Here is a 12939-nt window from a genome sequence, read left to right on the forward strand (position 1 = left end):
CCGTTCTTTAAAAATTTGGGTATGTGATAGAAAGATAGACTGAACGTTACTTTCACTGGTAACGGATCAGGCTAAGGTAAAATTTGTGAGTTCTCTTAATTGAGAAATTCGAATTTTCGGCGAATGTCGTCTTCACAGTATAACCAGATTGCTTGGGGTTATATGGTCAAGTGAAGAAGCGCATACGGTGGATGCCTTGGCAGTCAGAGGCGATGAAAGACGTGGTAGCCTGCGAAAAGCTTCGGGGAGTCGGCAAACAGACTTTGATCCGGAGATGTCTGAATGGGGGAACCCAGCCATCATAAGATGGTTACCTTACACTGAATACATAGGTGTAAGGGGCGAACCAGGGGAACTGAAACATCTAAGTACCCTGAGGAAAAGAAATCAACCGAGATTCCCTTAGTAGTGGCGAGCGAACGGGGACTAGCCCTTAAGTGGCTTTGAGATTAGCGGAACGCTCTGGAAAGTGCGGCCATAGTGGGTGATAGCCCTGTACGCGAAAATCTCTTAGTCATGAAATCGAGTAGGACGGAGCACGAGAAACTTTGTCTGAATATGGGGGGACCATCCTCCAAGGCTAAATACTACTGACTGACCGATAGTGAACTAGTACCGTGAGGGAAAGGCGAAAAGAACCCCGGAGAGGGGAGTGAAATAGATCCTGAAACCGTATGCGTACAAGCAGTGGGAGCCTACTTTGTTAGGTGACTGCGTACCTTTTGTATAATGGGTCAGCGACTTATTTTCAGTGGCGAGCTTAACCGAATAGGGGAGGCGTAGCGAAAGCGAGTCTTAATAGGGCGTCTAGTCGCTGGGAATAGACCCGAAACCGGGCGATCTATCCATGGGCAGGTTGAAGGTTGGGTAACACTAACTGGAGGACCGAACCGACTACCGTTGAAAAGTTAGCGGATGACCTGTGGATCGGAGTGAAAGGCTAATCAAGCTCGGAGATAGCTGGTTCTCCTCGAAAGCTATTTAGGTAGCGCCTCATGTATCACTGTAGGGGGTAGAGCACTGTTTCGGCTAGGGGGTCATCCCGACTTACCAAACCGATGCAAACTCCGAATACCTACAAGTGCCGAGCATGGGAGACACACGGCGGGTGCTAACGTCCGTCGTGAAAAGGGAAACAACCCAGACCGTCAGCTAAGGTCCCAAAGTTATGGTTAAGTGGGAAACGATGTGGGAAGGCTTAGACAGCTAGGAGGTTGGCTTAGAAGCAGCCACCCTTTAAAGAAAGCGTAATAGCTCACTAGTCGAGTCGGCCTGCGCGGAAGATGTAACGGGGCTCAAACCATACACCGAAGCTACGGGTATCACGTAAGTGATGCGGTAGAGGAGCGTTCTGTAAGCCTGTGAAGGTGAGTTGAGAAGCTTGCTGGAGGTATCAGAAGTGCGAATGCTGACATGAGTAACGATAATGGGTGTGAAAAACACCCACGCCGAAAGACCAAGGTTTCCTGCGCAACGTTAATCGACGCAGGGTTAGTCGGTCCCTAAGGCGAGGCTGAAAAGCGTAGTCGATGGAAAACAGGTTAATATTCCTGTACTTCTGGTTATTGCGATGGAGGGACGGAGAAGGCTAGGCCAGCTTGGCGTTGGTTGTCCAAGTTTAAGGTGGTAGGCTGGAATCTTAGGTAAATCCGGGATTCTAAGGCCGAGAGCTGATGACGAGTTATCTTTTAGATGACGAAGTGGTTGATGCCATGCTTCCAAGAAAAGCTTCTAAGCTTCAGGTAACCAGGAACCGTACCCCAAACCGACACAGGTGGTTGGGTAGAGAATACCAAGGCGCTTGAGAGAACTCGGGTGAAGGAACTAGGCAAAATGGCACCGTAACTTCGGGAGAAGGTGCGCCGGTGAGGGTGAAGGACTTGCTCCGTAAGCTCATGCCGGTCGAAGATACCAGGCCGCTGCGACTGTTTATTAAAAACACAGCACTCTGCAAACACGAAAGTGGACGTATAGGGTGTGACGCCTGCCCGGTGCCGGAAGGTTAATTGATGGGGTTAGCTAACGCGAAGCTCTTGATCGAAGCCCCGGTAAACGGCGGCCGTAACTATAACGGTCCTAAGGTAGCGAAATTCCTTGTCGGGTAAGTTCCGACCTGCACGAATGGCGTAACGATGGCGGCGCTGTCTCCACCCGAGACTCAGTGAAATTGAAATCGCTGTGAAGATGCAGTGTATCCGCGGCTAGACGGAAAGACCCCGTGAACCTTTACTATAGCTTTGCACTGGACTTTGAATTTGCTTGTGTAGGATAGGTGGGAGGCTTTGAAGCGTGGACGCCAGTTCGCGTGGAGCCAACCTTGAAATACCACCCTGGCAACTTTGAGGTTCTAACTCAGGTCCGTTATCCGGATCGAGGACAGTGTATGGTGGGTAGTTTGACTGGGGCGGTCTCCTCCTAAAGAGTAACGGAGGAGTACGAAGGTGCGCTCAGACCGGTCGGAAATCGGTCGTAGAGTATAAAGGCAAAAGCGCGCTTGACTGCGAGACAGACACGTCGAGCAGGTACGAAAGTAGGTCTTAGTGATCCGGTGGTTCTGTATGGAAGGGCCATCGCTCAACGGATAAAAGGTACTCCGGGGATAACAGGCTGATACCGCCCAAGAGTTCATATCGACGGCGGTGTTTGGCACCTCGATGTCGGCTCATCACATCCTGGGGCTGAAGCCGGTCCCAAGGGTATGGCTGTTCGCCATTTAAAGTGGTACGCGAGCTGGGTTTAGAACGTCGTGAGACAGTTCGGTCCCTATCTGCCGTGGACGTTTGAGATTTGAGAGGGGCTGCTCCTAGTACGAGAGGACCGGAGTGGACGAACCTCTGGTGTTCCGGTTGTCACGCCAGTGGCATTGCCGGGTAGCTATGTTCGGAATAGATAACCGCTGAAAGCATCTAAGCGGGAAACTAGCCTCAAGATGAGATCTCACTGGGACCTTGAGTCCCCTGAAGGGCCGTCGAAGACTACGACGTTGATAGGTTGGGTGTGTAAGCGCTGTGAGGCGTTGAGCTAACCAATACTAATTGCCCGTGAGGCTTGACCATATAACACCCAAGCAATTTGCGAACTCGAAAGAGACCAGATTGCGGTGTGTGAAGACGAAACGAACCGAAAGTTCGACTCTTACAAAACACCGAAAGCTATCGCATACCCAATTTGCTGAAGCGAGGCCAACAGGTCACGACTCAGTACCCGAATTTCTTGACGACCATAGAGCATTGGAACCACCTGATCCCATCCCGAACTCAGCAGTGAAACGATGCATCGCCGATGGTAGTGTGGGGTTTCCCCATGTGAGAGTAGGTCATCGTCAAGATTAAATTCCAGAACCCCTGTTTGCTCACGCAGACAGGGGTTTTGTTTTGGGCGGTCGGAAAGGGCCACTGAATCTGTAGACACTCGATATCCGGTTTTGGGCCGAAAGCAGCCCCTTTCTCGACAAACAGGTCTACCATGCCAGCCCGGCAGTGGTCCACGCGCTACCGTCCATTTTTCATAAAGGCATCGCAATGACCATCGACCAAATCTCCCTTCCCAAAGGTGTCGGCCCTCACGCCTCCAAACTCCTCGACGCCATCACCGGTGCCTCCACCCACGAAGAACTCAACCGTGCCGGCGGCAAAGCCGAAGGTTTTGTCTTGGGCCTTGAGTCCACCAAAGCCATCAAGAGCCAAATCGCCGAGTCGTTGTATGTGGCTTACGACGACGCGGCGAGCAATCGCGCGAGTGAGTTGAAGGGCTAGTCGTCAGCCGCCGAGGTCTTCGGACAGGTCAAGCAGCAAGGCGCGGTGGACGTGTTACAGGGCAAGACTCAATAACCATCCGAGCGCGCCGCTTCCGACAACCACCAGCCACGGTGGCAGCTTCCACACCATCAACGCCACCAGGCCGACCAGGGCCAGGCCGAAATCCCGTGCGCTGAAGATCGCACTGGTCCATACCGGCTGGTACAGCGCCGCCAGCAACAGCCCCACCACCGCAGCGTTCACGCCCGCAAGGGCGGCCTGGGTGCGCGGGCTGCGGCGCAGGCTTTCCCAGAAGGGCAGTGCGCCGAGCACCAGTAAAAACGACGGGGCGAAGATGGCCAGCAGGCAGAGCAGGCCGCCGAGCCAGCCGCTCGGGGCCTGGCTCATCGACGCGCCGAGGAACGCGGCGAAGGTGAACAAGGGGCCGGGCATGGCCTGGGCGGCGCCATAGCCGGCGAGGAAGACATCGTTGCTCACCCAGCCGGTGGGCACGACTTCGGCCTGCAGCAGTGGCAGCACCACGTGGCCGCCGCCGAACACCAGCGAGCCGCTGCGGTAGAACGCGTCGATCATCGCCAGGCCCTGATTGGGGATCAGTTGGGCCAGGATCGGCAGGCCGGCCAACACCAGCACAAACAGCGACAACCACATCGCCCCCGCGCGGCGGCTGAGCGTCACGGGTAACGCATCGTGCGCGGCCGGTGGCGTGGGCTTGAACAGCAGCAGGCCCGCCAGCGCCGCCGCGCTGATCACCGCGACCTGGCCCCACGCCGAGGTTTGCAGCAGGGCCACGCACGCCGCGATCAGCATCACGGTGATGCGCGCTGCGTCGCTACACAGATTGCGCGCCATGCCCCACACGGCTTGGGCGACCACGGCGACGGCCACCACCTTAAGGCCATGCAGCGCACCCGGCGGGAGCGCCGTGCTGTGCTGGGCAATGCCCAAGGCGAACAGGATCAGCACAACGGCCGACGGCAGCGTAAACCCCAACCATGCCGCCAGCGCCCCACCGTAGCCGGCCCGCGACAGGCCCAGCGCGATACCTACCTGGCTGCTGGCCGGGCCGGGCAGGAATTGGCACAGCGCGACCAAATCCCCATAACTGCGCTCGCTCAGCCAGCGGCGCCGGGTGACGAACTCGTCGCGAAAGTAACCCAGGTGTGCGACGGGGCCGCCGAAGGAGGTGAGCCCCAAGCGCAGGAAAATCAGAAACACCGACCAGGAGCTGGCGGGGCGATCAGTCGGGGAATGGGCCAAGGTCGGCGTCTCGGTGAGGGCAATAGGGGAGCGGTGTGTCGAGGCACCTTAGCGAATTTTGATGACGTGAAGAAGAGGCCGTTACGTGAAAGCGTAACCCGCGTTGTTGTACTGTTGGCTCCCCAGGACAGGTGCCCACTGCAAAGGATTGAACATGACATTGACCGTCGAAACCTTTCTCGAGTTGGCCATGGCCAACCCCATCAACGCCGAGATCACCGCGCGCCTGCCGGCCCTTGGTGTGAACCAGTGCATGCTGACCGCGGGCTGTCTGTTCCAGGCTGTTTGGAATCATCAGTCGAATCTGCCTGCTGACCAGGGGGTAAAGGACTACGACATTTTTTACTTCGACCCGGACCTTTCCTGGGAGGCCGAAGACGCGGTCATTCGCGCTGCACAGCGGCTGTTCGAGGATTTGGAGGTAGAAATTGAAGTGAAGAATCAGGCGCGCGTTCACCTTTGGTATGGCCAGCGGTTTGGCCGACCGTATCCGCAGCTGCACTCCGCGCGCGCCGGGATTGATCGTTACCTGGTGGCCGGGACGTGCATCGGGCTGGATGTGGCGACGGGTGAGGTGTATGCGCCGTTTGGTTTGACTGATATGGAGCAGGGCCTGCTCAGGATCAACCCGATCAATCCTGAGCCGGAGTTGTTTGCGCAGAAGGCGCGCAGCTATCAGGCGCGGTGGCCTTGGCTGAGGATTGTCGAGGATTAGCCCAGCGCACGCGGCAGTTCGGCAGGTGCTGCGCGCTGATCCCATCGCCGCCTCGCCGGGCTCGACAGCGCCGACATTTGAACGGTGTTGCCGTTAAGCGCGCAGTCGCAGAATCTGCGCCCCGTCAAACGGGTCCGTCAGGTAGTGCGCCTGCACCCCGAAGGTGTCCTGCAGCCGCTGCGGCGTCAGCACGTCCTGCGGCTTGCCCAGCGCCACCAAACGCCCGCGGTCCAGCACGGCCAGGCGATCACAGGTCAGTGCCTGGTTGAGATCGTGCAGGGCGATCAGGGTCGTCACGGGTAACGCCTGCACGCCCTTGAGAATCGACAGTTGATGCTGGATATCCAGGTGGTTGGTCGGCTCATCCAACACCAGAATCTGTGGCCGTTGCGCCAGGGCGCGGGCGATGTGTACGCGTTGGCGCTCACCGCCGGAGAGGCTGCGCCAGGCGCGGTTGCTCAAGTGCATGGCGTCCACGTCGTGCAGCGCCTGGCGCACGATGCGATCGTCTGCCTCGGACCACGGGCTCAGCGCTGACAGCCACGGGGTGCGGCCCAATGCGACAGCGTCGAACACCCGAATGGCATCGTCGGTGTCGGCCTGTTGTTCCACCACGGCCAGACGTTGTGCCACGGTGCGGCGGGGCAGCTCGCCCAGGCGCTCGCCACCCAGGCGTACTTCGCCATGAGCGGGGGTACGCAACCCGGCCAACAGTTTGAGCAAGGTGGATTTACCCGAGCCGTTCGGGCCGACGATCCCGAGGGTTTCGCCGAGCGTCACCTCCAGGTGGATATCCCGCAGCAACTCGGCTTCCCGCACCTTGAAGCCCAGCCCGCTGCAGCTCAATACCGGCGCACTCATCGAGGGTTTCTCCGGCCGATCAGAATCAGTGCAAACACCGGCGCGCCGACCAGCGCAGTGACCACGCCGACCGGAATCACCTGGCCCTTGATCAAGGTGCGCGACAGTACATCCGCTGCAATCAGAAACAGCGCGCCGCCCAATGCGCTGGCCGGCAACAGGCGCGAGTGCCCGGTGCCGAGCAGCAGGCGCGCGGCATGGGGAATCACCAGCCCGACAAAACCGATGGAGCCGACAATCGACACCATCACCGCCGTGACCAATGCCGCGCAGCCCACCAGCACCCATTGCACGCGGCGTACCGGGATGCCGAGGGAGGCCGCCGAGTCGCGGCCGAAGGTGAACGCATCCAGCGCCCGACGATGCCACAGGCACACCGCCAACCCGGCGACCGCCACCGGCACCGCCAGCCACACCGACGGCCAACGCACGCCGCTGAGGTTGCCCAGCAGCCAGAACAGAATGCCGCGCGCCTGTTCGGAGCTGGCCGACTTGGTGATCAGGAACGCGGTGAGCGCATTGAACAGCTGCGAGCCGGCAATGCCTGCGAGGATGATCTGCCCGGTGCCGCTGGACGAACCGCTGGCCCGCGCGAGCAATACCACCAGCGCAAACGCCGCCATCGCCCCGCCGAACGCACCGACCGACAGCGAAACCAAGCCGCCGCCGACACCCATCAGCACCACCAGGACTGCGCCTGTCGACGCGCCGGCGCTGATGCCCAGCAGGTAAGGATCGGCCAGGGGATTGCGCAACAACGACTGCAAAATCACCCCGCAGGTGGCCAGCCCGGCCCCGCATGCGGCGGCGACCAGGGCGCGGGTCAGGCGGTAGTTCCACACCACGCCTTCATCGATCGGGTCCAGCACGTAGCCGGCCGCCCACAGTTTGTTGGCGAGTACCTGCAACACCACCTGCGGCGCGATGGCGGTTTCGCCGATGGCCACGCCGGCGAGCACGGCGATCAGTAGCAATGCCAGGGCGAGTAGGGTTCGTATCATTTCGGCAGGTCGTAGCCGTCGATGGCCGCAGCCAGTTGTTCAAGACCCTCGAAGGTCCGCACGCTGGCCTGCAGGGCCATGGCGTCGAGGATGATGATGCGGTTGTGTTTCACCGCGTCCATGTTGCGCGTCACCGGGTCGCTGCGCAGGAAGGCGAGCTTCTGTGCATGATCGTCGGCCGGGTAGCGGCGGCGGTCCATGCGGGCGATCACCAGCACGGTGGGGTTGGCCTTGGCGATGGTTTCCCAGCCGACGGCGGGCCATTCCTCATCGGACTGCACCACGTTGCGCAGGCCGAGCGTTTGCAGCATGAACTCGGGGACACCCTTGTGACCGGCCACGTAGGGATCGCTGGCCATCTCGGCGCTGGAAAACCACACCAGCGCACTGGCCTGCTTGAGCCCCTTGGCTTGCACGGTGGCGACGGACTTGGCCAGGCGCGCCTTGAGTTCATCGTTGAGTTGCTGGCCGCGATCCTGCACGTCGAAAATCTCCGCCAACTGGCGGATGCCCTTGTAGATCGTGTCGATGCGGAACGGCTCCAGCCGCGTGCCGTCGGCGCCCACCCGGTTGTTCTTGGCTTCGCAGTCGGAGGGCAGCAGGTAGGTGGGGATCTTCAACTCATGAAACTGCTCGCGGGTGCCCACCACGCCTTGCGGGCCGACCACCCATTCCAGTTCGGCCGCCACCAGTTGCGGGCGCTTGGCGATCACCGACTCGAAGCTCGGTTCGTTATTGGCCAGGCGTTCGATGCCGTCGTTCAGCGCCTTGAACTGTGGCAGCACGTTGTTGAACCACAGCGACGTGCCGACCACTCTATCGCCCACGCCGAGGGCATAGAGCATTTCGGTGGCGGCCTGGCCGATGGTCACGGCGCGGGCGGGCGCTTGCGCGAAGGTCAGGCTGCTGCCGCAGTTCTCCACTGTCAGCGGGTACTGAGTGGGGGCCGCTTGGGCCAGGGCACACAGGCCCAGGCCGGTGAGCAGGGCGGTAACGCGTGGCAGCATTGGGCAATCTCCTTGGAGCCGTACCTGGAACAGGGGGTGTACGGTTCGGAAACACGCCCTCGACCGCTGCGGGTGAGGCAGGCAAGGATGTCCTTCCCGGACACCCCGCCGGTTAGTGATTTTGCTGGGCCGGCAGGTCTCCTGACTGATGCGTCGTCGCCACGCTCCAGCCTTCCCGGACGGGGTCCAGTGGCAGTGGGGGAGCGGGCTCGGCATCTACAGTTGCGGGGGCAGTTCCGATTGGCGCGGTGTACCGCGCTTCGGATTCCCTATTAGTCCCGTTTGGGAACCGGCGCGGTATGGTAGTCGATCACGGCGGGGCGATATAGCCTTAGGTCGCCTGGTTACAGACGAATATCTTCAGGGCCCTGGATCAGCGCTTCAATTCGCGTCCCCGTGGCGCGCTCTTCATTGCTGAAACCATCGTAGTCGGCCAGGTTGGCGAAGCGGATACCGGTCAAGCGTTCGATCTGAATCACGCTGCGCTGGTAGGTTCTGAGCTGGCCGAACATGAGGTCGAGCTGACCCAGCTCGCGGTTTTGGTCGATCATGTAGGCGCTGGCGCAGGGCTTGCCGTCGTCGCTGAGGTAGGCGACCACTTTCCAGAACGCTTTGGGGATTTTAATGCCCCGGTAGACGCGATCGTCGTCCGCCAACACCGGGCCGGTAAACACCGTGGCCCGGGCTTTCCAGCGTTGTGTGTTATCGAGAATGTAGTCCTCGAGTTCCAGCCAGGTCTTCTGGTTGAACCCGCTCATCTGCGGTGAGCAGTTGGTGAAGTGGAAGGTGTCGGCATTGGCGATGTTGGCCGCGTCACCCCAGTTGGGGTCCTGTCGGCGCACCAGGTGACCGCGGTCCAGGCCATTGTCGGTGTAGAGCGCGTCGCCCACCTGTGCGCTGATGGGCAGGCGGCCGTCGTAGGCCCAGGCGTCGTTGCTGCGGATGATATCCACATGCTGTGCGCCATCGATATTGGCGCCCACGTAGAGTGCCAGTCGCCTCGAGCGCGACATGGTCACTGAGAAATGCGTGTAGTCCAGGCGCAGCGGCTGTACGTCAGCCAGCAGGGCTTCATCCACCGTGGGCCATGGCACCACGAAGCGGTCGAGAAACGCTTCAGCGTAGCCGCGCCGGTCCTGCAGGTCCTTGGCCGCGGTGACACGCGCAGTCGCCGCCCTGGCCTCCATGAGGCTGGGGCCGGCCGCGAGCAACGGGCGCAGATCGGCGAGCCGGGGGCGGTGCGAAAGGTCGATTTTGGTGGCGCGTGGGGGCATTGTAAGTTCCTCGCAGTCCTCGGATTAACACTACTGCAGCATAGCTTCATGACAATTTGGCCCAAGCCGCCACGGCAGGACTATTCTTGAACGGTTACCCGGACGTTCACCCCACGCCAAAATGGAGCCAGCCAATGTGTGTTCGCCAGCATCGCAACCCGATTTTCTGCCTGATCCCGCCATACATGCTCGACCAGATCGCCCGCAACGGCGATAAAGCGCAACGGGAAGTCGCGTTACGCACACGCGCCAAAGACAGCACGTTTCGTTCGTTGCGCATGGTTGCCGTACCCGCCAAAGGGGTCGCCCACATGGCCCTGCCCATGGGCGCCGAAAAACGGCGTTCGATCTACAGTGCCGAGGGCGCCGATAGCCTGCCGGGCAAGTTGATCCGTGGCGAAGGGCAGCCCGTCAGTGGTGATGTGGCGGTGGACGAGGCCTACGATGGGTTGGGCGCCACATTCGATTTTTTCGATCAGGTCTTCGACCGCAACTCCATAGACGACGCCGGTATGGCGTTGGACGCGACCGTTCATTTTGGCCAGAACTACAACAATGCATTCTGGAACTCGAGCCAGATGGTGTTTGGTGATGGCGATCAGCAACTATTCAACCGGTTCACGATAGCCCTTGATGTCATTGGCCATGAGTTGGCCCACGGTGTGACCGAAGATGAGGCCAAGCTGATGTATTTCAATCAATCCGGTGCGTTGAACGAGTCGCTGTCCGACGTGTTCGGCTCACTGATCAAGCAGTACGCGCTGCAGCAAACGGCGCAAGATGCGGATTGGTTGATCGGCAAAGGGTTGTTTACCAAGAAAATCAAAGGCACTGCGTTGCGCTCGATGAAAGCGCCGGGCACCGCGTTCGATGACAAGCTGCTGGGCAAGGACCCTCAGCCGGGGCATATGGACGATTTCGTGCAGACCTATGAGGACAACGGCGGGGTGCATATCAATTCCGGTATTCCCAACCATGCGTTCTATCAGGTAGCCACGAAGATCGGCGGGTTTGCCTGGGAGCGCGCAGGGCGTATCTGGTATGACGCGCTACGCGATGCGCGGTTGCGGCCGAACGCGGGGTTCCTGCGTTTCGCGCGCATCACCTACGACATTGCCGGTCGGCTGTACGGTGCTGGCAAGGCCGAGCACAAGGCGGTGAAGGAAGGCTGGAAAGCAGTGGGCATTAACGTCTGACAACCCGCCTGGGCGGTGAGGAACAGCCATGCAAATTTCGATCAAGGAAATTGGGGGACCCGCGTTTTTCCCGGGCCTGGCCCGACCGAACACCGTGGAACTGGAGACGCTGCCCGAGGCGGACCAGCAAGAGTTGCGGCAACTGATCGAGGCTTCACACTTCTTTCAGTTGCCGCAAAGCACCGCGCCGGAACCCGGTAATCCAGGCCAGGTGCATTACACCCTGACCGTGACCGAAGGTGAACGCGAGCACACGGTCTGTGTGCTCGCGCCAGTGAAGTCAGAGGCGCTGGACGGGCTGGTGCAGTGCGTGCGCCGGCATATCCGCTGCTGAGCCTGCTGCGCAGCCCGCGGGATCACGCTCCCTTGCCACAGGGGTTGCTGTGGATTATTTGCGATCCAGCCACACCGTCTGCGCATTGCAGAATTCCCGCACGCCAAAGTGCGACAACTCCCGCCCAAAGCCGCTTTTCTTCACGCCGCCAAACGCCACCCGCGGGTCGGACACGCTGAAGGCGTTGACGAAGATCCCGCCGGTTTCCAGCTGGTCGGCGATCTCGCGCGCTTTCGCCGAGTCGCGGGTGAAGATGCTCGCGGTCAGGCCGAACTCGCTGTCGTTGGCCAGGGCCACGGCGTGATCGGCGTCGCGGGCGCTGATGATGGAGGCGACGGGGCCGAACAGCTCTTGTTTGAACGAGGTCATCTGGTCGGTGACGTCGGCCAGTACGGTCGGTGCGTAGTAGTTGCCGGCGCCGGGCACTTTGTCGCCGCCCAGCAGCAGGGTCGCGCCTTCTGCCAGGGTCGCCTGGACCTGGCCGTGCAGTTCGTCGCGCAGGTCGAAGCGGGCCATCGGGCCGACGTAGGTGTGGGTCGAGGTCGGGTCGCCCATCACCAGTTGGCGGCTGGCTTCGACGAACTTGGCGGTGAAGGCGTCCACCACGCCGGCTTCGATGATCAGGCGCTTGGCCGCGGCGCAGACTTGGCCGCTGTTCTGGAAACGGCCGATCACCGCGGCCTGGACGGCGGCGTCGAGGTCGGCGTCGTTGAGCACGATGAACGGGTCGCAGCCGCCCAGTTCGAGCACGCATTTCTTCAGCGCGGCACCGGCCTGGGCGCCGATGGCCATACCGGCGCGCACGCTGCCGGTGAGGGTGACGGCGGCGATGCGTGGGTCGGCGATGGCTTTGGAAACACCGTCCTGGGTCACGTTGAGCACTTCGAACAGGCCTTCGGCAAAGCCGGCTTTGTGGAACGCCGCTTTCATCAGGTAGGCGCTGCCCATCACGTTCGGTGCGTGTTTGAGCACGTAAGTGTTGCCAGCGAGCAGCGTCGGCACGGCGCCGCGCAGGACTTGCCAGACCGGGAAGTTCCACGGCATCACCGCGAGGATCGGGCCCAGCGGGCGGTATTCGATGTGCGCGCTGCCGTTGTCCACCAGCGTCGGTTCCGCGGCGAGCATGGCTGGACCGTGGGCGGCGTACCATTCGCTGAGTTGCGCACATTTCTCGATTTCGGCGCGGGCCTGGACGATGGGTTTGCCCATTTCCAGGGTGATCATCTGCGCCATTGCTTCGGCTTGCTCACGCAGCACGCCGGCCAGGGCCTGCAACCGCTCTGCGCGCTGGCTGAGCGGCTGGCGGCGCCAGGTGCGGAAAGCGGCGGTCGCACGGTTGAGGGTGGCGTCCAGCTGGTTCTCGTTTTCATACGGGTAACTGCCGACCGTTTCGCCGGTGGCGGGGTTGATCGAGAGGGCGTGGGTCTGGTGAGCGATAGCGTTCATGGCACCGTCCTGCTGAAGGTTTGGATTGGAATCAGCGTAAGGGGCTATATCTTTTCTGGAAAGTGAATAATATTAAGCGATACGTTC

General features: G+C 60.6%; 10 protein-coding genes, 2 rRNA genes and 1 riboswitch. Of the genes, 6 read left to right on the forward strand and 6 right to left on the reverse strand.

Going from position 1 to position 12939, the window contains the following annotated elements:
* The first annotated feature begins 164 nt into the window (after window positions 1-164).
* From ACVWZP_RS00005 to ACVWZP_RS00015, 3 genes are all read left to right on the forward strand, one after another.
* Window positions 165-3056 (forward strand): 23S ribosomal RNA (locus ACVWZP_RS00005).
* Between the two features lie 156 nt (window positions 3057-3212).
* Window positions 3213-3328, forward strand: a 5S ribosomal RNA gene (gene rrf, locus ACVWZP_RS00010).
* A gap of 193 nt (window positions 3329-3521) precedes the next feature.
* Window positions 3522-3755: a hypothetical protein gene (locus tag ACVWZP_RS00015; protein ID WP_017847731.1), complete on the forward strand. Its 234-nt coding sequence runs from the start codon at window positions 3522-3524 to the stop codon at window positions 3753-3755.
* Between the two features lie 54 nt (window positions 3756-3809).
* Here the strand turns inward: ACVWZP_RS00015 and chrA are convergent, their stop codons facing one another.
* Complete coding sequence (gene chrA, locus ACVWZP_RS00020) at window positions 3810-5018, reverse strand: chromate efflux transporter (protein ID WP_046382619.1); 1209 nt, start codon at window positions 5016-5018, stop codon at window positions 3810-3812.
* Window positions 5019-5172: 154 nt separating this feature from the next.
* Here chrA and ACVWZP_RS00025 point away from each other — a divergent pair, with 154 nt between their 5' ends.
* The gene (locus tag ACVWZP_RS00025) at window positions 5173-5733 is read left to right on the forward strand and encodes a nucleotidyltransferase family protein (protein WP_046382620.1); all 561 of its coding nucleotides are present in this window, start codon (window positions 5173-5175) and stop codon (window positions 5731-5733) included.
* Window positions 5734-5826: 93 nt separating this feature from the next.
* Here the strand turns inward: ACVWZP_RS00025 and ACVWZP_RS00030 are convergent, their stop codons facing one another.
* From ACVWZP_RS00030 to ACVWZP_RS00045, 4 genes are all read right to left on the reverse strand, one after another.
* Window positions 5827-6594 (reverse strand): ABC transporter ATP-binding protein, encoded by a 768-nt coding sequence (locus ACVWZP_RS00030; RefSeq protein ID WP_017847728.1) that lies wholly within the window; start codon window positions 6592-6594, stop codon window positions 5827-5829.
* Window positions 6591-7595 (reverse strand): FecCD family ABC transporter permease, encoded by a 1005-nt coding sequence (locus ACVWZP_RS00035; protein ID WP_046382622.1) that lies wholly within the window; start codon window positions 7593-7595, stop codon window positions 6591-6593. The genes ACVWZP_RS00030 and ACVWZP_RS00035 overlap by 4 nt, the downstream gene beginning before the upstream one ends.
* Window positions 7592-8602 carry an ABC transporter substrate-binding protein gene (locus ACVWZP_RS00040; protein ID WP_079444394.1) on the reverse strand — a complete coding sequence of 337 codons (1011 nt, stop codon included), beginning with the start codon at window positions 8600-8602 and terminating at the stop codon, window positions 7592-7594. Before ACVWZP_RS00040 ends, ACVWZP_RS00035 begins: the two co-directional genes overlap by 4 nt.
* Before the next feature lie 114 nt (window positions 8603-8716).
* A riboswitch (cobalamin riboswitch) is annotated at window positions 8717-8911 on the reverse strand.
* 35 nt (window positions 8912-8946) lie between these two features.
* A complete protein-coding gene (locus tag ACVWZP_RS00045; RefSeq protein ID WP_108526357.1) occupies window positions 8947-9876 on the reverse strand; it encodes a DNA/RNA non-specific endonuclease in 930 nt (309 codons plus the stop codon).
* Between the two features lie 134 nt (window positions 9877-10010).
* Between ACVWZP_RS00045 and ACVWZP_RS00050 the strand changes: the two genes are divergently transcribed.
* On the forward strand, window positions 10011-11072 hold the full coding sequence (locus ACVWZP_RS00050; protein ID WP_108526355.1) for a M4 family metallopeptidase: 1062 nt from the start codon (window positions 10011-10013) through the stop codon (window positions 11070-11072).
* 28 nt (window positions 11073-11100) lie between these two features.
* Entirely contained in the window at window positions 11101-11406 is a 306-nt protein-coding gene (locus tag ACVWZP_RS00055) for a protealysin inhibitor emfourin (RefSeq protein WP_017847723.1), read from the forward strand.
* Window positions 11407-11460: 54 nt separating this feature from the next.
* Here the strand turns inward: ACVWZP_RS00055 and ACVWZP_RS00060 are convergent, their stop codons facing one another.
* Entirely contained in the window at window positions 11461-12852 is a 1392-nt protein-coding gene (locus ACVWZP_RS00060; RefSeq protein ID WP_169885029.1) for an aldehyde dehydrogenase family protein, read from the reverse strand.
* Window positions 12853-12939 lie beyond the last annotated feature (87 nt).

Source organism: Pseudomonas sp. TE36184 (assembly GCF_054060055.1).

Coding starts and splice junctions, on each gene's coding strand:
- ACVWZP_RS00025 (WP_046382620.1), top strand. CDS start 5,173: ATGACATTGACCGTCGAAACCTTTCTCGAGTTGGCCATGGCCAACCCC.
- ACVWZP_RS00050 (WP_108526355.1), top strand. CDS start 10,011: ATGTGTGTTCGCCAGCATCGCAACCCGATTTTCTGCCTGATCCCGCCA.
- ACVWZP_RS00055 (WP_017847723.1), top strand. CDS start 11,101: ATGCAAATTTCGATCAAGGAAATTGGGGGACCCGCGTTTTTCCCGGGC.
- ACVWZP_RS00030 (WP_017847728.1), bottom strand. CDS start 6,594: ATGAGTGCGCCGGTATTGAGCTGCAGCGGGCTGGGCTTCAAGGTGCGG.
- ACVWZP_RS00035 (WP_046382622.1), bottom strand. CDS start 7,595: ATGATACGAACCCTACTCGCCCTGGCATTGCTACTGATCGCCGTGCTC.
- ACVWZP_RS00015 (WP_017847731.1), top strand. CDS start 3,522: ATGACCATCGACCAAATCTCCCTTCCCAAAGGTGTCGGCCCTCACGCC.
- ACVWZP_RS00040 (WP_079444394.1), bottom strand. CDS start 8,602: ATGCTGCCACGCGTTACCGCCCTGCTCACCGGCCTGGGCCTGTGTGCC.
- ACVWZP_RS00060 (WP_169885029.1), bottom strand. CDS start 12,852: ATGAACGCTATCGCTCACCAGACCCACGCCCTCTCGATCAACCCCGCC.
- ACVWZP_RS00045 (WP_108526357.1), bottom strand. CDS start 9,876: ATGCCCCCACGCGCCACCAAAATCGACCTTTCGCACCGCCCCCGGCTC.